At 71.6% G+C, this 18509-nt stretch carries 18 protein-coding genes and 1 pseudogene; 10 read left to right on the top strand and 9 right to left on the bottom strand.

Annotated elements, in window-relative coordinates:
* Positions 1–13: 13 nt before the first annotated feature.
* The gene (locus ACIRDU_RS25060; protein WP_403582888.1) at positions 14–958 is read right to left on the bottom strand and encodes an NADP-dependent oxidoreductase; all 945 of its coding nucleotides are present in this window, start codon (positions 956–958) and stop codon (positions 14–16) included.
* Between the two features lie 218 nt (positions 959–1176).
* Between ACIRDU_RS25060 and ACIRDU_RS25055 the strand changes: the two genes are divergently transcribed.
* The 3 genes from ACIRDU_RS25055 to ACIRDU_RS25045 all read left to right on the top strand — a co-directional run bounded on the left by ACIRDU_RS25055 (position 1177) and on the right by ACIRDU_RS25045 (position 3833).
* On the top strand, positions 1177–2211 hold the full coding sequence (locus ACIRDU_RS25055) for a phosphotransferase family protein (RefSeq protein ID WP_403582885.1): 1035 nt from the start codon (positions 1177–1179) through the stop codon (positions 2209–2211).
* Positions 2212–2216: 5 nt separating this feature from the next.
* Positions 2217–3431, top strand: a complete 1215-nt coding sequence (locus tag ACIRDU_RS25050; RefSeq protein ID WP_403582882.1) for an acyl-CoA dehydrogenase — start codon at positions 2217–2219, stop codon at positions 3429–3431.
* 162 nt (positions 3432–3593) lie between these two features.
* On the top strand, positions 3594–3833 hold the full coding sequence (locus ACIRDU_RS25045; RefSeq protein ID WP_403583231.1) for a hypothetical protein: 240 nt from the start codon (positions 3594–3596) through the stop codon (positions 3831–3833).
* Here the strand turns inward: ACIRDU_RS25045 and ACIRDU_RS25040 are convergent.
* Genes ACIRDU_RS25040 through ACIRDU_RS25030 form a run of 3 tightly spaced genes read right to left on the bottom strand, consistent with a single transcriptional unit; the run spans position 3772 to position 6828 of the window.
* On the bottom strand, positions 3772–4365 hold the full coding sequence (locus ACIRDU_RS25040) for a TetR/AcrR family transcriptional regulator (RefSeq protein WP_403582880.1): 594 nt from the start codon (positions 4363–4365) through the stop codon (positions 3772–3774). The two genes, ACIRDU_RS25045 and ACIRDU_RS25040, sit on opposite strands and share 62 nt — an antisense overlap.
* Before the next feature lie 28 nt (positions 4366–4393).
* A complete protein-coding gene (locus tag ACIRDU_RS25035) occupies positions 4394–6058 on the bottom strand; it encodes a class I adenylate-forming enzyme family protein (protein ID WP_403582877.1) in 1665 nt (554 codons plus the stop codon).
* On the bottom strand, positions 6055–6828 hold the full coding sequence (locus tag ACIRDU_RS25030; protein WP_403582874.1) for an SDR family oxidoreductase: 774 nt from the start codon (positions 6826–6828) through the stop codon (positions 6055–6057). The genes ACIRDU_RS25035 and ACIRDU_RS25030 overlap by 4 nt, the downstream gene beginning before the upstream one ends.
* 196 nt (positions 6829–7024) lie before the next feature.
* Between ACIRDU_RS25030 and ACIRDU_RS25025 the strand changes: the two genes are divergently transcribed.
* Complete coding sequence (locus ACIRDU_RS25025) at positions 7025–8260, top strand: exo-beta-N-acetylmuramidase NamZ domain-containing protein (RefSeq protein WP_403582871.1); 1236 nt, start codon at positions 7025–7027, stop codon at positions 8258–8260.
* A gap of 75 nt (positions 8261–8335) precedes the next feature.
* A pseudogene (locus tag ACIRDU_RS25020) lies at positions 8336–9307 on the top strand (serine-threonine protein kinase); the annotation flags it as partial.
* A gap of 19 nt (positions 9308–9326) precedes the next feature.
* On the opposite strand, the gene ACIRDU_RS25015 reads toward ACIRDU_RS25020, so the two are convergent.
* Complete coding sequence (locus ACIRDU_RS25015) at positions 9327–12125, bottom strand: penicillin acylase family protein (protein WP_403582868.1); 2799 nt, start codon at positions 12123–12125, stop codon at positions 9327–9329.
* 264 nt (positions 12126–12389) lie between these two features.
* On the opposite strand from ACIRDU_RS25015, the gene ACIRDU_RS25010 reads away from it, so the two are divergent.
* Entirely contained in the window at positions 12390–12992 is a 603-nt protein-coding gene (locus tag ACIRDU_RS25010; RefSeq protein WP_384159887.1) for a hypothetical protein, read from the top strand.
* Between the two features lie 75 nt (positions 12993–13067).
* Positions 13068–13835, top strand: a complete 768-nt coding sequence (locus ACIRDU_RS25005) for a 3-keto-5-aminohexanoate cleavage protein (protein ID WP_403583228.1) — start codon at positions 13068–13070, stop codon at positions 13833–13835.
* Here ACIRDU_RS25005 and soxR read toward each other — a convergent pair.
* Positions 13792–14259, bottom strand: coding sequence for a redox-sensitive transcriptional activator SoxR (gene soxR, locus ACIRDU_RS25000; protein ID WP_403582866.1), 468 nt, complete (start codon positions 14257–14259; stop codon positions 13792–13794). The two genes, ACIRDU_RS25005 and soxR, sit on opposite strands and share 44 nt — an antisense overlap.
* Positions 14260–14369: 110 nt before the next feature.
* Here soxR and ACIRDU_RS24995 point away from each other — a divergent pair, with 110 nt between their 5' ends.
* A complete protein-coding gene (locus ACIRDU_RS24995) occupies positions 14370–14831 on the top strand; it encodes a MaoC family dehydratase (protein WP_385653964.1) in 462 nt (153 codons plus the stop codon).
* A gap of 12 nt (positions 14832–14843) precedes the next feature.
* Here the strand turns inward: ACIRDU_RS24995 and ACIRDU_RS24990 are convergent, their stop codons facing one another.
* The 3 genes from ACIRDU_RS24990 to ACIRDU_RS24980 form a co-directional block, all read right to left on the bottom strand.
* The gene (locus tag ACIRDU_RS24990; RefSeq protein WP_403582860.1) at positions 14844–15479 is read right to left on the bottom strand and encodes a TetR/AcrR family transcriptional regulator; all 636 of its coding nucleotides are present in this window, start codon (positions 15477–15479) and stop codon (positions 14844–14846) included.
* Positions 15480–15549: 70 nt separating this feature from the next.
* A complete protein-coding gene (locus ACIRDU_RS24985) occupies positions 15550–15795 on the bottom strand; it encodes a YiaA/YiaB family inner membrane protein (protein WP_403582857.1) in 246 nt (81 codons plus the stop codon).
* Positions 15796–15855: 60 nt separating this feature from the next.
* Positions 15856–17007 (bottom strand): acyl-CoA dehydrogenase family protein, encoded by a 1152-nt coding sequence (locus ACIRDU_RS24980; RefSeq protein ID WP_403582855.1) that lies wholly within the window; start codon positions 17005–17007, stop codon positions 15856–15858.
* 75 nt (positions 17008–17082) lie between these two features.
* Between ACIRDU_RS24980 and ACIRDU_RS24975 the strand changes: the two genes are divergently transcribed.
* Complete coding sequence (locus ACIRDU_RS24975) at positions 17083–17733, top strand: TetR/AcrR family transcriptional regulator (protein WP_403583224.1); 651 nt, start codon at positions 17083–17085, stop codon at positions 17731–17733.
* 46 nt (positions 17734–17779) lie between these two features.
* Entirely contained in the window at positions 17780–18490 is a 711-nt protein-coding gene (locus ACIRDU_RS24970) for an ArsR/SmtB family transcription factor (RefSeq protein ID WP_403582852.1), read from the top strand.
* The last annotated feature ends 19 nt before the right edge of the window (positions 18491–18509 follow it).

Here is an 18509-nt window from a genome sequence, read left to right as displayed (position 1 = left end):
GTCCCTCACTTCGTCACTCGCCGTCGCTCTCCCAGTCCACCGTCACGACGATCTTGCCGCGGGTGCGGCCCTCCTGGTTCAGCCGGTGCGCGTCCGCCGCCCGCTCCAGCGGGAACGTCGCGTCGACGTGCACACTCACCACGCCCTGCTCCGCCAGACCGGCCAGGCTCCGGAGGTCCTCCGCGTCGGGGCGGACGAAGTAGTAGCGGCCTCCGTAGGTCACGACGTCGTTGTCCGCGATGGAGACCAGGCGGCCCTCGGGGGCCAGCAGGTTCGCCGACACCTTCAACGCGTCCCCGCCGACGGTGTCGAACACCGCGTCCACGCCCTCCGGGGCCAGTCCGCGCACCCGCTCGCCCAGCCCCTCGCCGTACACCGCCGGCTCTCCGCCGAGGCCGCGCACGAAGTCGTGGTTGGACTCGCTCGCCGTACCGATCACCCGGGCACCGAGGTGGACGCCGAGCTGCACGGCGAGGGAGCCGACGCCGCCGGCCGCGGCGTGCACCAGGACGGTCTCGCCCCGCTTCACCTGGAGCACCTTGGTCAGCACCTGGTAGGCGGTGAGCCCGACCAGCGGCAGCCCGGCCGCCTCCTCGAAGGAGAGGTTGCGCGGCTTGCGCGCGAGGGTGCGCAGGGGTGCGGCCACGTACTCGGCGAAGGTGCCGCGGGAGAGGAAGTCCTCGCGCACGTACCCGATGACCTCGTCACCGACGTCGAACTCCGAGACGGCCACGCCGGGCCGTACGACGACGCCCGAGACGTCCCAGCCGGGCACCACGGGGAAGACGGGCGCGAGGATGCCGTCGAGGTAGCCCTCGCGGGCCTTCCAGTCGACGGGGTTCACGGCCGCCGCCCGCACCTTCACCAGCACCGCGTCCGGGCCGACCTTCGGGTCGCGCACCTCCCCGAACGCCAGCACCTCGGGACCGCCGTACCGTGAGTAGCTGATGGCCTTCATGGCTTCGACCTTCCGGGCTCGTCGCGGGGCACGCAAGCCGGATGGTCTTAACGAACAGGCCCAAACCTCCCCGAACCGGCCGAAACCTCCCCGGCGCCTCGCAGAAGGTGTCGTCGGCCTATCGTGGCTCCGATCACGTTTCGGCCCCGCTCTGGACGACATACCGACCGGTCGGCATCATGAGTCGGGAACCGTTCACCTGCCCGTAGGAGCGACGCATGAGCCCCGACCATCCGCCCGGACTGGATCTCGACCGGTTGCGCGGCCTGCTCGACCGCGAGCGGCCCGACTTGGTGAACGGCCCACTGTCCGGCCGGCTGATCGAGGGCGGACGGTCGAACCTCACCTACGCGGTCTCCGACGGCACCTCCCGGTGGGTCGTGCGCCGGCCCCCGCTCGGTCACGTCCTGGCCACCGCGCACGACATGAAGCGCGAGCACCGGGTGATCAGCGCGCTGCACCCGACCGCCGTGCCCGTCCCGGAGCCGGTGCTGCTGTGCGAGGACGAGGAGGTGCTCGGCTCGCCGTTCTACGTCATGGAGTTCGTCGACGGCACCCCCTACCGCACCGCCGACCAGCTGGCACCGCTCGGCCCGGAGCGGACCCGGGGCGCGGTGCTGAACCTCGTCGACACGCTGGTGGAGCTGCACGCGGTCGACCCGGGCGAGGTGGGGCTCGCGGACTTCGGCCGGCCCGAGGGCTTCCTGGACCGGCAGCTGCGGCGCTGGGGCAAGCAGCTGGACGCCTCACGCAACCGCGACCTGGACGGCATCGACGAGCTGCACGCCGCCCTCGGCCGCGAGCTGCCCCGTTCCCCCGCCCCGGCCGTCGTGCACGGCGACTACCGGCTCGACAACGTCCTGATCGGCGAGGACGACTCGATCCGGGCGATCCTCGACTGGGAGATGTCGACGCTCGGCGACCCGCTCACCGACCTCGGTCTGCTGGTCATGTACAGCATGCCGCTCGGCATGCCCGACTCCCCCGTCTCCACGACCGCCGAGGCCCCCGGGCATCCGGCACCGTCCGAACTCATCGAGCGGTACGCCGCGCGCTCGGGGCGCGACGTCTGCGCGGTCTCCTGGTACACGGCGTTCGCCTGGTTCAAGCTCGCCGTGATCCTCGAGGGCATCCACTACCGCTACACGCTGGGCCAGACGGTCGGCCGCGGCTTCGACCGCATCGGCGACCTCGTCCCCGTCTTCGTCCGGCACGGACTGACCACGCTCCACGAAGGCCTCCAGGAGGGCTGATCCACATGGACTTCGCTTTCGACGCGCGCACCGAAGAGCTGCGCGCCAAGCTCCTCGCCTTCATGGACGAGTACGTCTACCCGGCCGAGGCGGTCGCGCACGAGCAGCGCGAGCGGCTCGCCTCGCCGTGGGAGACCGTGCCCGTGGTGGAGGAACTGAAGGCCGAGGCCCGCAGGCAGGGCCTGTGGAACCTCTTCCTGCCGGACTCCGAGTACGGGGCCGGGCTCACCAACCTCCAGTACGCGCCGCTCGCCGAGATCATGGGCCGCTCCCCGCAGCTGGCGCCGACGGTGACGAACTGCGCGGCGCCCGACACCGGGAACATGGAGGTGCTCACCCAGTTCGGCGACGAGCAGCAGCGCAAGCAGTGGCTGGAGCCGCTGCTCGCGGGTGAGATCCGCTCGGCGTTCGCGATGACCGAGCCGGACGTGGCCTCCTCCGACGCCACCAACATCACCACGCACATCCAGCGGGACGGGGACGAGTACGTCATCACCGGCCGCAAGTGGTACATCTCCGGGGCGATGCACCCCGACTGCAAGATCTTCATCGTCATGGGCAAGACGGACCCGGACGGGGAGGACATCCGCCGTCAGCAGTCGATGGTGCTGGTGCCGCGCGACACCCCGGGCGTCACCATCAAGCGGGCCATGCAGGTGTTCGGGTACGAGGACCACTACCACGGCGGTCACGCCGAGGTGATCTTCGACCACGCGCGCGTGCCGGCCTCGAACCTGGTCGGTGAGGAGGGCGGCGGCTTCGCCATCGCGCAGGCGCGGCTCGGGCCCGGGCGGATCCACCACTGCATGCGGCTGATCGGCATGGCGGAGCGGGCGATCGAGCTGATGTGCCGGCGGGCCGTGTCCCGGACCGCGTTCGGCAAGGCGCTGGCGCAGCAGGGGGTCGTCCACAACTGGATCGCGGACGCGCGGGTCACCGTGGAGCAGTTGCGGCTGCTGGTGCTGAAGACGGCGTGGCTGATGGACACGGTCGGAAACCGGGGGGCGCACACCGAGATCCAGTCCATCAAGATCGCTACGCCACGGGCGGTGGTGGACATCCTCGACCGGGCGATCCAGTTGCACGGTGCCGGCGGGGTGAGCCAGGACTTCCCGTTGGCGGAGCTGTACGCCGGGGCGCGGACGCTGATGATCGCGGACGGGCCGGACGAGGTGCATCAGCGGTCGCTGGCGCGGCGGGAATTGAAGCGGTACGTGTGACCCGGCGCGGGCGGCGGGGGTTGCGCCCCGCCGCCCCGCTCGTCCCGCTCGTCCCGACGGGCGGGAAGCGGCCGCCCGGGATCTGGACGACGACACCTGCGGGGAACTGCTCCGGCGGGTACTGAGGGCCCTCGACCACCGTGAGAACGTCGAGGACCCTACCTGGACTGCCGGGAGCCGGACGTGGTCGGCCCCTTGGGGCTGTCGACCCTGCCGGACATCCACCGCTCCGCCTGCCGGGACGGCATCGTCTTCCACCTGGTCGGCGTCGGCCCGGCGCTGAGGCGCCTGTTCGAACTCACCGGCACCCACGCGTACCTGACGACTCCCCAGCTGTCCGCTACGGGCGCAGGGCGCGCAGCAGCAGGTCGGCCAGGTGGTCCGCGACCTCCTGGGGGCTGAGGGGGCCGTCCGGGCGGTACCACGTCGACAGGTGGTGGACCGAGCCGAAGTGGTAGTCGACCACCAGGTCCGCCGGGGTCGCCTTGGAGAAGACGCCCGACTCCTGGCCCTCCTCCACGAGCGCGCGGAAGCGTTCGTGGTAGCGGCGGCGCTCGGCGCGCACCTGCTTGTTCTTCTCGGGGCTGAGGTGGTGCATCGACCGCCAGAAGATCATCGCGTCGTCGAGGTTGTCGATGGTCGTCACCACGACGTCCGCGGCCGCGGCCCGCAGCCGCTTCTCGACCGGCTCGTCGGCACCCGCCACGGCGTCCAGCCGCTCCTGCTGGATGCGCAGCACACGCGCGTACACCTCGTGCAGCAGGTCGTCCTTGGAACCGAAGTAGTGGTACAGCGCCCCCTTGGTGACGCCGGCCGCCTCGACGATCTCCTGCACCGAGGTGCGGTCGTAGCCCTGCTCGGCGAAGAGCCGGGTGGCGGCGGCCAGGAGCCGCTGAGGCACGGGCGTGCCGTCCGAGTCCGTGGTCCTGGGCACTGCCGCCACCTGCCTTTCCGTTCTGCTGTCAGTTGCCTTGCGTACGGGAACGAAGCTCCCGACGGAGGATCTTCCCACTGGCCGTCTTCGGCAAGTCCGGCAGGATCTCCACCTGGCGCGGATATTTGTAGGCGGCCAGTCTCTCCTTGCAGTAGGCGGCGAGTGCATCCGGGTCCGCGTCGGCGTCCGGACGCAGGCTGATGTACGCCTTGACGGTCTCCCCGCGGTACCCGTCGGGCACCCCCACGACGGCGGCCTCGCGCACCGCCGGGTGCGTGTAGAGGACGTCCTCGACCTCGCGCGGCCACACCTTGAAGCCGGACGCGTTGATCATGTCCTTCTTGCGGTCGACGACGTACAGCCAGCCCTGCTCGTCCATGAAGCCGATGTCGCCGGTGCGCAGCTCGGCGCCGGGGAAGGTCGCGGCGGTGGCGTCGGGGCGGCGCCAGTAGCCGGGCACGACCTGAGGGCCGCTGACGACGATCTCGCCCTGCTCGCCGAAGGGCACTTCCTCGCCGGCGTCGTCGACGATCCGCACGACCGTGTCGGGGCCGGGCAGTCCCACGGCGAGGGTCCCGGACACCGGGTCGACCGGCGCCTGCAGTCCGGGCGGCACGGAGGCGCAGGGCGCGGTGCACTCGGTCAGTCCGTAGCCGTTGCGAATGTACGGCCCGAAACCGGCCCGGAACCTCTCCACCAGGGCGGGCGGCAGCGGGGCGCCGCCGGAGGAGATCACCCGGAAGGAGGAGAAGTGGTCGCGGGTGACGGCGGGGTGGGCGGCCAGCGCCATGAAGGCCGTGGACGGGCCGACCGTGTAGTGCGGGCGGTGCTCGGCGAACGCGTCCAGCACCACGCCCGGCTCGAAGCGGTAGGCCAGCACGAGCGTGCCCCCGCTGTTCAGGCAGGCGCCGAACTGGCACACCATGCCGGTGATGTGGAACAGCGGCGCCAGCGCGAAGTACACCGGCCGCTCGGGCAGCCCGAGGCCGGTCCGCTGCCGCTCGGCGTTGTACATGATGTTGCCGTGCGTGTTGGTGGCGCCCTTGGGCGTGCCGCTCGTGCCCGAGGTGTAGCTGATGAGCGCGGTCTCGGCGGGGTGGGGGTCCCGGCCGGCGGGCGGCTCGTGCCCGGCCCGGGCCACGGTCACCAGGTCGTCGGCGTCCGCGGCCTGCGGGAGCCGCTCGAAGGTGAGCACGCGCGCGTCGCCGCGGCTCTGGAAGTCCAGCTCGCATCCGGTGAGCACGATCCGCACCGGCGAGTGCGCCGCCGTCTCGCGCAGATACGACTCCCACGCCCGGTCCGAGCAGATCAGCGCGGCGACCTCGCCGTCCCGCAGGACGTGGGACACCTCGCCCGACTTGTACATCGGGTTGACGGGCACGACGACCGCGCCCGCCTTCCACGCGCCCAGCACGGCGAGCACGAAGTGCGGGGAGTTCTGCAGCAGCACCGCGACCCGGTCGCCGTGCTGAAGACCGCGCGCCGTGAGGTGCCCGGCGACGGAGTCGCTGAGCTCGTCGACCTCCCGGTAGGTCAGACGGCCGTCGAAGTAGGCCAGGAAGTCGCGGTCGGGCGTCTCGGCCACGGCCCGGCGCAGGGCGTGCACGAGGGAGCCGGCCGGGCTGATCGCGCCCTTCTGGGCTTCGCTGAGCAGGTCGAGCCAGGGCTTGGCCGCGTAACGGGACCCGGTCACCGGGCCTCCTCCCACTGCTGCTGGATGCGGTTCATGCCGGACAGCCACCGGTCGGGGTCACCGGCCCGGGCCTGGTGGTACGCGGCGACCTCGGGGTGCGGAAGGATCAGGAACCGGTCCTCCTCGATGCCCTGGAGCAGGGCGTCCGCAACGGCCTCCGGCTCGATCGCGGTCGGCTGGAGCACCAGGTCGCCCGCGCTGCCGGTGGCGGCCAGCATGTCGGTGCGCACGCCCTGTGGGCAGATGGCGTGGACCTTCACGCCCCGGTGCCGGTACGTCAGCGACAGCCACTCGGCGAAGGCGAGCGCGCCGTGCTTGGTCACGGCGTAGGGGGCGGCCCCGATCATGGTGAGCAGCCCGGCGGCGGACACGGTGGAGACGAACCGGCCGCTGCCGCGCTCCAGCCAGCCGGGCAGCAGTTCCTGCGCGGCCCGCACATGAGCCATGACGTTCACGTCCCAGGACAGGGCCCACGCCTTCTCGTCGAGCGGCTGCCCGGGCTCGATGCCGTCGGCGGCGACACCGGCGTTGGCGCAGTAGACGTCGACGGTCCCGCCGAGTGCGTCGCGGGCGTCGCCGACGATCGCCGAGGCGTCGCCGGGCACGGCGATGCCGCCGATGTCGTCCGCGACCTGCTTGGCCCGCTCGGCGTCGAGGTCGTTGACGACGACCCGGGCCCCTTCTGCGGCGAACCGCCGGGCGAGCGCGGCCCCGATTCCGCCGCCGGCCCCCGTGACAACGACTCCGGCCTCTTGAAAGGCTCCCACCATCGGTCTCCTCAGTCGCGGCTCTGCAATGGCGCCAGACTAACCGGTCGGTATGTAGCAGGGAAGGGCGGCTGACAACGTCCCCGAAAGGGGCGCGGGGAACTGCGCGACAAGCCAGAGGCGGCCCGCAGCCTCCCCAGGGCCCGCGGAAGCGCATACCGTGCCCATGCCGACCGTCCCCGCTCAAGGAGGTCACCGCATGCGCCCTTCCAGACGAGCCGTCCTCACCGCGGCCACGGCGGCAGCCGTCGCGGCCGCCCCCGGCACCGCCGCCGCCCAGCGCCCCAGGCAACTGCGCACCGGCTTCGAACGACTCGCCCACGACGGCTACACCCTGCTCGACGGCCAGAAGGTCGGCATCGTCACCAACCCCACAGGCATCACGCGCGACGTCCGGCACATCGTCGACGTCATGCACGCGGACACCCGAGTGGATCTCAGGGCCGTCTTCGGTCCTGAGCACGGCTTCCGCGGCACCGCCCAGGCCGGCGGCTCCGAGGGCCGCTACGACGACCCGGCGACCGGCCTGCCCGTCTACGACACGTACCTCAAGAGCGGCCGGGCGCTCGCGGACATCTTCACCGCGTCCGGCGTCGACACCGTCGTCTTCGACATCCAGGACGTCGGCGCCCGCTTCTACACGTACATCTGGACGCTGTACGACTGCATGGAGGCCGCCCGGCTCGCCGGCAAACGGTTCGTCGTGCTGGACCGGCCGAACCCGGTGACCGGCCGGGCGGCCCTCGGCCCGGTCCTGCACAAGGAGTTCGCCACGTTCGTCGGGCGGCAGCCCATCGCCCAGGCCCACGGGATGACCGTCGCCGAGCTGGCGCGGCTGTTCAACGAGGAGTTCCTGACCGAGGCCGTGCCGCTGGAGACCGTGACGATGCCGGGCTGGAAGCGCTCGGACTTCTACGACGCCTCCGGGCTGCCCTGGGTGCCGCCGAGCCCGAACATGCCGACGCCGGAGACGGCCCTGGTCTACTCGGGGACGTGCCTGTTCGAGGGCACGAACCTGTCGGAGGGGCGCGGCACGACCCGCCCGTTCGAACTGCTGGGCGCGGAGGGCGTCGACCGGCGCTGGGCGGCCGCGGCGAACGAACTCGCCCTGCCCGGAGTGCGGTTCAGGGAGGCGTACTTCGCGCCCACCTTCTCGAAGTTCCAGGGCAAGACGATCGGCGGTGTGCAGCTCCATGTGCACGACCGGGCCGCGTTCGATCCCGTGAGGACGGGGATCGCCCTGCTCGTCACCGCCAAGCAGGTCTGGAGCGGTTTCGCCTGGCGCCCGGACCACTGGATCGACAAGCTCACCGGTTCCACGCGCGTGCGGACGATGATCGACGCGGGCGCGGACACCGACGAGGTGGTGGCCGGGTGGCAGGAGGACCTGGCGGCGTTCCGCAGGATGCGGCGGACGTACCTGCTCTACCGCTGAGCCGAATGCGCCCGTGACGTATGGCCAAGCTCCCCCCTTGGCAGGACGATGCGCCACATCGTGGCGTCACCCGGGCACGCGCTGCTGGAGACCTTCCGGGGCCGGGCGATCCTGGTCGACCAGATCGCCCGGCTGCTGGAGCAGCAGCCGCCGGAGGAGGCCGAACTGGAGGAGTTCGGGCGGCTGGTGCGGACGCTGGTGGAGGTGGTGGCCCCCGGGCCGCAGGCGCTGTTCGCGGCGGACACGGTGGCGGAGGGCGTACCGCAGAGCGAGCCGGAGATGTTCGCCGGATCGTCGGCGGCGGCCTGTGAGGAGTTCGCGCGGGCGCTGGCGGAGCTCGAGGCGTCCGGGACGCAGCAGGGGTTGCGGATCCCCAACCCCTGGGACGGGGCGCACGAACTGCTGCGGCAGGCGACGTACTACGCGATGAAGCGGCGCGCCGGGACCGTCGGGGAGCGAGGTCTGGGCCGGGTCGTCGGGCAGCTGGCGAAGGCGGCGCCGGGCGTGCGTGTGCACCTGGTCGGGCACAGCTTCGGCGCGCGGCTGGTGTCGTTCGCGCTGCGGGGCCTTCCCGAGGGCGTGCGTACGGTGAAGTCGGTGACGCTGCTCCAAGGGGCGTTCTCGCACTACGCGTTCGCCGCCCGGCTGCCGCACGACGCCCGGGCCGGAGGGGTGCTCCAGGGGCAGCAGAACCGCGTCGACGGGCCCCTGGTGTGCTGCCACTCCCGGCACGACGCGGCCCTGGGCACGATGTATCCGCTGGCCTCGCGGATGGCGGGCGACAGCCGGTCGGCCGGCGGACCGGGCATCGGGCGGGCCCTGGGTGCCAAGTGGGGAGCCATGGGCTACGACGGGGTGCGGGCGGTGCCCGGCACGCGTGCGTACACCCTTGCCGAGGCCCTGGAGGCGACACTGCCCGCCTCGGGGTGCGTGAACGTCGACGTGGCGGCGGTGGTCAGACGCGGCGGCCTGCCGGCCGGTGCGCACAGCGACATCCTGCACGAGGAGCTGGCCCGGCTGGTACTGGCGGCGGGCCGCATGCGCTGACCCGCCGCCGCGTGGGGCGTCACCGGTGTGAGGTGAACTCCACGACCTGCTGGTAGGTCGGCCGGTTCTGCCAGCTGATCTTGCCGTGCTTGATGCCGCCGAGGGTGCGGTGGTTGATCGAGTCGGCACACCACTGGTCGCCCGCCGCGCACACGTCGTCGCCGGGGTAGACCTGGGCGGCGGTCTTGCCGGCCGCCTCCTTCAGGGTGCTGACCAGGGTGTCCCGGCAGGCGCCGAGGCTGCCGTCGCCGCAGTACTTCCGGGCCAGCGGCCCCTTCACCTGCTCACCGAGCACCGCGCGGAGGTCCTTGTCGACGTAGCTCCACCAGCCGTACTGGAAGGAGCTTCCCGCGTGCGAGCCGGTCGGGCCGTGCGCGGCCGACGGGGACTCGTCGACGGGGAGGTTGGCCGTGACGGCCGCGTACAGCTCGCTGCCCAGGCCCGGTTCGAACTCGGCCTTGACCAGCAGCGGCCACCAGGCGTCCAGGATGCGGATCGCGTCGGCGTCGGCGTACTTCTTCGAACCGGCGGCGGTCTCCGTGCGCTTGCCACCGGCGGCGAGCCAGGCCTGGAGTTTGCTCACGGCGGCCGCGGCGGCCGGGTCGGTGACCGGCGCGCTGTCGACGACCTTCAGGAGCCTGGGCAGGACGTCCTCGGCCCGCAGGTCGGCCAGCCCGGCGTCGGCCATGGCCTTCACCAGCGCGGCCCGGGTCACCCCGCCCTGCTGGACCAGCTTCTTCACCCGGTCCTCCAGGAGGTTGCCGCGGTGCACGGAGCCGTTGCCCCAGGGCGCGGTCGTGTAGTCCCTGGCCTGCTTGTTGTTCCAGGAGACGTAGTAGTCCTGGTCGATGGAGTTCGGGTGGGCGGAGGGCGGGGTGTAGTCGGCCGTGTTGGTCGCCGGGTCCCAGCCGCGCCACTCGTACGCCGGCCGTGCCCACGCCGGGAACTCGGCGTCGACGCCGCTCGCGCGCACCGGGTTGTCGCCGCTGTTGTAGTACGCGGTGTGCTCGGAGTCGGCGTAGAACCAGTTGAAGGTGTAGTTGATGTGCTGCACGGCCTTCTGGAAGGAGTCCGGGCCCTTGACGTAGCCGGGGTCGTTCAGCATCTGGAAGCCGATGATGGAGTCGGCCTCGTGCAGGAAGGACGAGCGCAGGGTGGTGTAGGCGACCCGCTTGCCGCCGACCGTCGCGCGGTACTCGACCGGGCCGTACTTCGTGCGCCAGACGCGCATGGTGTACGAGCCGGCCGCGGTGCCGTCGGCGACCGTGGGCTTCCAGGCGTTCTTCTGCTCGATCTTCTCCATCGGCGTGCAGGTGCCGCGGTAGAGGTAGTGGTAGTCGTCCTGGCACAGTTCGACGGCGTAGGAGTCGATGATGTCCTGGCCGGAGGTCGTGGCGCTCCACGCGTAGTCCTGGCCGCGGCCGAGCTCGACGTACATGCTCAAGCCCGCGAAGGAGGCGCCGCGGGCGCTGATGCCCGGGCCCTGGATCTCCTGGAGCAGGAGCAGCTGGGGGGCGAAGTAGCCGGTCTGCGGGCCGAACACGGCGACGGGGTGGCCGCTGGCCGTGTGCTCGCCGCTGACCACGAGGGCGTTGGACATGCCGCGCCGGGCGGACGAGCGGGCGGCCTTCGCGGCCTCCCCGGAGGCGCCCGTCGCACGGGCCGTGGTGGCACTGCCTGTGCGGTCGTACACGAGCGGCTCGGGCTTCACCGAGCCCGCGTCGGGCAGGGCCGCGCCCTGCGGGTCGGCGGGCTTGGTTCCGTACGGGAAGCTGCCGTCGTGCTGGGTGAGGACGGCTTCCGGATCGTTGCGCATCCGGAAGGACTCCCAGACCTTGGTGCCCTCGGTGACGCCGTACTTCTCCTGGGCGGCCAGCAGCGACAGGGCGTTGTTCACCTCGCCGCCTCCGCCCGAGCCGAACAGCGCGCCGATGACGGAGGCCAGTGCGACCAGGTCGGTGATCTTGAAGTGCTCGATGGTCCCGGCGTTGGTGACTGAGTCCTTGTGCCCGGTGAGCACGTATTCACCGGGGAAGGAGCGGCCGCTGTCGGAGGCGTCGATGTAGGAGTTGATGCCGTCGAGATAGGCCTTGACGTCGGCGAGGGCCTGCTGTCCGCGCTCGCCGTTGGTGGCGACGGCGTTGTCGATCTGGGCCTGCAAATCTGCCTCGGTGTACGGGGCGTGCCGCCAGAACTGCTGCTCCAAGCTCTGGTTGGAGGGCGCACCGCCCGCGAAGGAGGTCAGCTGACCGCGCCCGACGTGCCGGAAGACGTCCATCAGCCACAGCCGGTCCTGGGCTGCCGCGTAGCCGGCGCCGAACTCCGTGCCGTATCTGGTGGTACCGGTGATGTGCGGCACACCGGTCTTCTTGTCCCGGACGATCGTCACGTCGCTGCGTCCGGCGGGTCTGACGGTGGAGGCGACCTGGTCGGCGGGGACCCCGAACGACGCGTCGTTGAAGAAGTTGTTGATCTTGTCATTGGTGAGGCCGGGGTAGCCCTTGGCGAGGCCGGCGTAGGGCCCGAGCTGGTCCTCGGCATGCTCGGGCTGGGTGCCGAAGGCCTGGTTGAGGAGGATCTGGGCGAGGGTGGCGTTGCCGTTCTGGCCGGGCGGGAGGATGTCCGAACACTGTGTGCCGCAGTGGTCGTTCGCCGCGGCCGTGGCCTGTGCCGTCGCCGTTTCCGAGGCGGCAGCCGGGGCAAGCGGCGACAAGAGACCTGCGATCAGGGCGCATACCGATGCTGTCTTCAGGAACCCGGGGATTCCGCTGGGAGTTCTCATTCTGTCGAGAACGGTGCGTGGGGCACGCCGTGGCATGGGGGGCTCCTCCCGACGGGGGTGGGCCGGATGTTACCGCCGGTATCGCTCGGCTTGAAGATGAACAAGCGTCACTTTTCGAAGTCAGCACAACAGGCACAGGGATCACGGCAGTCGACTCGCGAGCCTCTTGGGGCCGCTTATGGAGGCCATTTGAAATCGGATGGAGCCGATTCGCTTGTCGATACGTCTATTCGGCGACGTCCGTACGACGACGCCGAAGTGACCGGATTACAGGTGCAGGTGTGACGGAGGTGCAGGACGATGGCCGGTTTCCGGAGTCTGGCGAGACAGGTCCGCGATCCGCGGTGCGATCTGGCCTTGCGGCGTTATTCGCTGCGCAAGTGCCTTGAGAGGTTCGCGCCTTACGGGCACAGGGCGACCTGGGACCATCTGTGCTCCCGGGCGGGGTTCGGTCCCGAGGACCGCTCCCCCGATCCGGTGCGGCTCGTGGCCGCACTGGACGAACTGGAGGAGGCGCGGGCGGTCTGGCTGGCCTACGAGGTCGAGTTCGCCGAGCGCCGCAAGAAGGAGAAGCACGACGGACTGCGCAGGCCGGGCAGTGTGGACGACTGGCACCGGCTGACCTGGGGCGGCTTCGGTGTGGCGTGGTGCGACGATCCGGCGGTCCACCCCCGTGAACCGCTGGCCGAGGTGCTGCGCCGGCTGATCGCCGCGCTGGAGCGCGAGCCCGGCTCGGAATGCCCGGTGTGCGGTGGGGAGCAGCTCGTCTGGAGGTACGACCTGGACCACGAACCCTCGTCCGGTCCGGTCTGCACGGACTGCGGAATCCTGGTGCCGCGTCCGGTGCTCACGCCCGAGTCCCTGGCGTACGCCCGGCGGGCGAGGCTGTTGGTGTCGGCTTGACGGAGGCGGTGCGCGGGGGGGTGCGCCGGGGATGCCGCACCCCCACTGTCGGTGGTGACTGGCACCATCGACGGCATGATGCAGGTGTGCCTGAACGGTTCGCGGACGGCCGCTGACGGTGCGGCCGTGCCGCTGACACCCGAGGCGATGGCCGACTCGGCCGCCGAGGCCGTCGCCGCCGGGGCGACGGACATCCATGTCCATCCCAAGACGCCCTGCGGGCGGGACACGTTGTCGCCGCGGGTGCTCGCGCCGACGCTGGCGGCGATCCGGGCGCGGGTGCCGGTGCCGGTCGGTGTGACCACGGGCGCGTGGGCCGAGCCCGACCCCGCCGCCCGGCTGGAGCGGATACGCGAGTGGACGGTGCTGCCCGACCACGCCTCGGTCAACTGGCATGAGCCGGGTGCGGAGGAGACGGCCTCCCTGCTCATGGAGCTCGGGGTGGGGGTGGAGGCCGGCATCTGGTCGGGGACGGACGGGGCGGAGCGGTTCGCGGCCTCACCGCTCGGGCCGAAGGTGCTGAGGGTCCTGGCGGAGGTGACGCACACGGACCCGCTGGGCGCCGTCTCCTGCGCGCGGGCGCTGCTGTCCGGCATCGGGGCCGCGCACGGACGCCCGGTGCTGCTGCACGGCGAGGACGGGGGCGCCTGGCCGGTCCTGCGCCTCGCGGGCCGGCTGGGCCTGGCCACGCGGGTCGGGCTGGAGGACGTCCTGGTCCTGCCGGGCGGGGAACGGGCGGGGTCGAACGCGCAACTGGTCGCGGCCGGGCTGACGGAGTACGGGGCGGGCCGGGCAGCGGCTACCCGCGACCGCCCCGGTCGACCATCAGGCGGGATCCCGTGAGGCGTTCGCCGAAGACGTCGTCCGGGTTGGACAGGACGCAGGTGTCGAGGGAGAGGCAGCCGCAGCCGATGCAGTCGGTGAGGTGATCCCGCAGGCGATTCAGCTGCTTGATGCGCTCCTCCAGTTCGGTGCGCCACGCTTCGGACAGGTGCGCCCAGTCCTCGCGGGTGGGCGTGCGCTCCTCGGGCAGTTCCGCGAGCGCGTCGCGGATCGTCGCCAGGGGGATGCCGACGCGCTGCGCGGCCCGGATGAAGGCGACCCGGCGCAGCGTGTCACGGGAGTAGCGGCGCTGGTTGCCCGAGGTCCGGCGACTGCTGATCAGGCCCTTGGACTCATAGAAGTGCAGGGCGGAAACGGCGGCGCCGCTCCGCGCCGCGAGCTGGCCGACCGTGAGCTCATGGATCTTCTCTGGAATCTGAGGCACCCCTCGAACCCTACCGAGTCCGTTGACAGAGCCCCTACAGCCGACCATGCTAAGCAGTCGCTTAGAGAATTCTGCGCGCAGAACCCCTGCACACGAGAGGCCTGGAAGACATGGCAGAGCCGAGGATCTTCACGTCCGTCGACGACCTGAAGTCGGCGGTGGGCGAACAACTGGGGTACACGGACTGGCTCGACATCGACCAGAAGCGGATCGACCTCTTCGCGGAGGCCACCGGCGACCACCAGTGGATTCACGTCGACGCGGAGAAGGCCGCCGCGGGCCCCTTCGGCACCACCATCGCGCACGGCTATCTGACCCTGTCGCTGCTGCCCCTCTTCGGACCGCAGCTGATCGCCGTCGAGGGCGTGAAGATGGGCGTCAACTACGGCACGAACAAGGTCCGTTTCCCCGCCCCGGTCCCCGTCGGCTCCCGTCTGCGCGCCACCGCGGCGATCAGCGCGGTCGACGAGGTGCCCGGCGGCGTCCAGGTGGCCGTCGCCTTCAGCGTGGAGCGCGAGGGCGGCGACAAGCCGGTCTGCGTCGCCGAGTCCGTGGCGCGCTACTACTTCTGAGGCGCGGCCCGCTCAGGCCCCTGGGGTCCGGGCCCCGACCATCCGCAGCACGAGGTCGGCGTACAGCGCGCCGACCTCCTCCGGCGTCCGGGGCCCGTCGACGTTGAACCACCGCGCCACGTCGATGCACAGGGACAGCACGGCCAGCGTCGTGCCGTGCACGTCGAGGACCTCGAACTCGCCCGACCGCGCGCCCTCCTCGATGATCCCGCGCACCTCGCCGTCGACCTTGCGGCGCAGCGCGAGGATCTCGGCGCGGGCGTCGGGCCCGAGCGAGTCGAGTTCGTACTGCACGACCCGCGCGGTGGTACGGCCGCCCGCGTGCCAGCGCACGAAGGAGCTCACCGCGTCGGCGAGCCGCTCGGTGGGGCTGCCCTCGCGCCGGGACGCCGTCCGCAGGATCTCCAGGGCCTTCTCGTGCCCGATCCTGCTGATGCGGTGCAGCAGCTCTTCCTTGGTCTTGTAGTGGATGTAGAGCGCGGCCGGGCTCATGCCGGCGCGGCCCGCGATGTCACGGGTCGTCGTGGCGTGGTAGCCACGCTCGGCGAAGGCCTCCACCGCGGCGACCAGCAGCCGCCGCGCCGCGTCGGGCGTGACCTCGCCCCACGCCTGCGCCTCGCCGCCGGCCGTCTCCTCCGCCGTACTCATCACTCGCCCCTCTCCACTGGCAGGAGGAACACCATACCGCCGAAGGTGAGCGAGCGCTTAGTGTGGCCGCTCAGTGCTTCTCGAAGGGGGTGTACGAGGGGGCCGCCCCCTCCTGCCGGTCCCGGATCACCTTGGCCAGGGTGAAGGAGGAGGTGACCAGGTACAGAACGGCGATGGCGAGGAAGGCCCGCACCCAGGCGTCGGCGCTCAGCTGGTAGATGCCGATGGCGGTGGCCGCCATGGCGACGGCGAAGGAGGCGACGGCCTGGCCGTAGAAGGCGGCCGTGTTCTGCTGCTTGCCCGGTGTGTCACTCATGGGGGAAAGCATCGGCGGACGTGGCCCGCGCCACATCCGCCGAAGTACTCAGGCACGTACTCAGAACGCCGAAACCCCCGTCAGCGCCCGCCCGATGACCAGCTTCTGGATCTGGCTCGTGCCCTCGTAGAGGGTCATCACGCGGGCGTCGCGCAGCAGCTTGCCCGCGGGGTACTCGTCGATGTAGCCGTAGCCGCCGAAGACTTGAAGCGCGTTGTTCGCGGCGCGGACGGCCGCCTCCGACGCGAACAGCTTGGCCTTGGACGACTCGACGGCGAACGGCCGCCCCCGGTCGATCAGGTCGGCGACCCGCCAGGTCAGCAGCCGGGCGGCGTCGACGTCCAGGGCGATGTCACTGAGCAGCTCCTGGACGAGCTGGTGGTGGGCGATGGTCCTGCCGAACTGCTCACGCTCCCCCGCGTACCGCACGGCGGCGTCGAGGGCGGCCTGGGCTATGCCGACGCAGCCCGCGGCGACCGACATCCGGCCCTTGGCCAGAGCCGACATGGCGATCGAGAAGCCCTTGCCCTCCTCCCCGAGCAGCGCGGAGGCCGGTACGCGCACGTCCTGAAGGGCGAGTTCGGCGGTGGCCTGGCCACGCAGCCCGAGCTTTCCGTGGACGGTGCGGCGGGTCAGGCCGGGGGTGCCGGTGGGGACGAGGAAGGCCGAGACGCCCTTGTGGCCCGGGGCGTCCGTGGAGCGGGCGAAGAGCAGGACGACATCGGCCCAGGTGCCGTTGGTGATGAACATCTTGCTGCCGTTGATCACGTAGTCGTCGCCGTCCCGTACCGCCCGGGTCGCCAGGTTGCCCGCGTCCGAGCCCGTGCCCGGCTCGGTCAGGCCGAAGCAGCCGACCGACGCGCCGGAGGTCAGCCCCGGCAGCCAGCGCCGCTTCTGCTCCTCGCTCCCCCAGGCGGCGACGGTCTTGGCGACGAGCCCGAGGGAGACGGAGACGATGCCGCGCACGGACGAGTCGCCCCGGCCCAGTTCCTCCGTGACCAGGCAGTACGCGAGGTGGTCACCGCCGGAGCCGCCGTACTCCTCGTCGACCGTCAGGCCCAGGAAGCCGACCTCGCCGAGCTTCTTGACGATCCCGCGGTCGACCTCCTCGGCACGGTCCCAGGCGACGACGTGCGGGGTGATCTCACGCTCCACGAAGTCCCGCGCGAGCTGCCGGACCGCGCTCTGCTCCTCGCTGAGCTCCAGATTCACCACAGGTCACCCCACTGAAAAGCCGTAAGCCGTACATTTTAATTAGCACTGCTAGTTTCTGTGCGCAGCCCTACTATGTGCGCCATGGCCCGACCGCGCAAGCCCTTGCTCAGCACCGACCGGATCGTCGAGACGGCCCGCGCGCTCGTGGACGCGGAGGGCCTCGCCGCCGTCTCCACGCGGCGGCTCGCCGCCGAACTGGGGGTCAGCGGGCCCTCGCTGTACAACCACTTCCGCACCAAGGACGAGATCCTGGAGGCGGTAGCCGACTCGGTGAGCGGCCAGGTGGACCTGGCGATGTTCCAGGACGGCCGGGACTGGCGGACCGCGCTGCACGACTGGGCCGTCTCCTACCGGGCCGCGCTGCGCGACCACCCGAACATCGTCCCGGTGCTGGCCCGCGGCCCCGGCCGCCGCCCGGCCGGACTGCGCCTCGCGGACGCCGTCTACGGCGCGATGGTCGCCGCGGGCTGGCCGCCGGCGCAGGCCACGTCCATCGGCGCGCTGATGCGGTATTTCGTGATGGGCTCCGCGCTCGGCTCCTTCGCCGGCGGCTTCGTGGACGACGCGAGCGCCTACGACCCCGCCGACTACCCCCACCTCCAGCAGGCCCACCTCCTCGCCGAGCAGCAGGAGAAGATCGACGAGCGCGCCTTCGAGACCGGGCTGACAGCCCTCCTGGACGGACTGGCGCGGCAGTACGAGCAGGTGCGGCGCACGGCGTGACGACCCTTCGGCGACGGCCGAACCGTCCGTGTTCCATGCTGGGGGAATGACGACGAGGGACCCGCGGGCCACGGCCCTGGCACGGCTCGCCGCGCTGTTCGCGGACGAGACCCGGGCCGCGTGCCTGCTGGCGCTGCTCGACGGGCGGGCCTGGACCGCGAGCGAGCTGGCGCGGCACGCGGGGGTCGCGGCGTCGACGCTGAGCGAGCACCTGGGCAAGCTCGTGGCGGGCGGACTGCTCGCCGAGGAACGGCAGGGCCGGCACCGCTACGTCCGGCTGGCCGACGCCCGCGTCGCCCAGCTGGTGGAGGACCTGGCGGCCCAGGTCGCGCCGGGCACGGCCGTGCGGCCACGCAACCTGCGGGAGTCGAGCGCCGGCTCGGCGATGGCCCGGGGCCGCACCTGCTACGACCATCTCGCCGGGCGGCTCGGCATCGCGGTCACCGACGCGCTGACCGCGCGCGGGCTGCTGGAGCAGAAGACGGGGTTCGCGCTCACCGACGCGGGACTGGAGTGGTTCGCGTCGGCCGGCATCGGCCTCGAACGGCGCGGCCGGCGTCCCCTGGCCCGCGGCTGTCTCGACTGGACCGAACGCCGTCCGCATCTGGCGGGAGTCGCCGGCGCGGCCCTGTGCCGGCACGCCCTGGAGTCGGGTTGGTGCGTGCGCATCGGCTCCGAACAGGCCGTGAAGGTGACGGCGGCAGGTGAACGCGCCCTGTCCGGCCTGCTGGGGGTGGAGGCGGCGACGTTGCGGTAGCCCCGTCCGAAATCCGCGA

This window comes from Streptomyces sp. NPDC093598, assembly GCF_044764825.1.
Lineage (GTDB): Bacteria > Actinomycetota > Actinomycetes > Streptomycetales > Streptomycetaceae > Streptomyces.
This window is presented reverse-complemented; position numbering and strand designations above follow the sequence as displayed.

Excerpts from the sequence above, each read along its gene's own strand:
- ACIRDU_RS25060 (WP_403582888.1), bottom strand. The coding sequence starts at position 958 with ATGAAGGCCATCAGCTACTCACGGTACGGCGGTCCCGAGGTGCTGGCG.
- ACIRDU_RS25055 (WP_403582885.1), top strand. The coding sequence starts at position 1,177 with ATGAGCCCCGACCATCCGCCCGGACTGGATCTCGACCGGTTGCGCGGC.
- ACIRDU_RS25050 (WP_403582882.1), top strand. The coding sequence starts at position 2,217 with ATGGACTTCGCTTTCGACGCGCGCACCGAAGAGCTGCGCGCCAAGCTC.
- ACIRDU_RS25030 (WP_403582874.1), bottom strand. The coding sequence starts at position 6,828 with ATGGTGGGAGCCTTTCAAGAGGCCGGAGTCGTTGTCACGGGGGCCGGC.
- ACIRDU_RS25025 (WP_403582871.1), top strand. The coding sequence starts at position 7,025 with ATGCGCCCTTCCAGACGAGCCGTCCTCACCGCGGCCACGGCGGCAGCC.
- ACIRDU_RS25015 (WP_403582868.1), bottom strand. The coding sequence starts at position 12,125 with ATGCCACGGCGTGCCCCACGCACCGTTCTCGACAGAATGAGAACTCCC.
- ACIRDU_RS25010 (WP_384159887.1), top strand. The coding sequence starts at position 12,390 with ATGGCCGGTTTCCGGAGTCTGGCGAGACAGGTCCGCGATCCGCGGTGC.
- ACIRDU_RS25005 (WP_403583228.1), top strand. The coding sequence starts at position 13,068 with ATGATGCAGGTGTGCCTGAACGGTTCGCGGACGGCCGCTGACGGTGCG.
- ACIRDU_RS24995 (WP_385653964.1), top strand. The coding sequence starts at position 14,370 with ATGGCAGAGCCGAGGATCTTCACGTCCGTCGACGACCTGAAGTCGGCG.
- ACIRDU_RS24990 (WP_403582860.1), bottom strand. The coding sequence starts at position 15,479 with ATGAGTACGGCGGAGGAGACGGCCGGCGGCGAGGCGCAGGCGTGGGGC.
- ACIRDU_RS24985 (WP_403582857.1), bottom strand. The coding sequence starts at position 15,795 with ATGAGTGACACACCGGGCAAGCAGCAGAACACGGCCGCCTTCTACGGC.
- ACIRDU_RS24975 (WP_403583224.1), top strand. The coding sequence starts at position 17,083 with ATGTGCGCCATGGCCCGACCGCGCAAGCCCTTGCTCAGCACCGACCGG.
- ACIRDU_RS24970 (WP_403582852.1), top strand. The coding sequence starts at position 17,780 with ATGACGACGAGGGACCCGCGGGCCACGGCCCTGGCACGGCTCGCCGCG.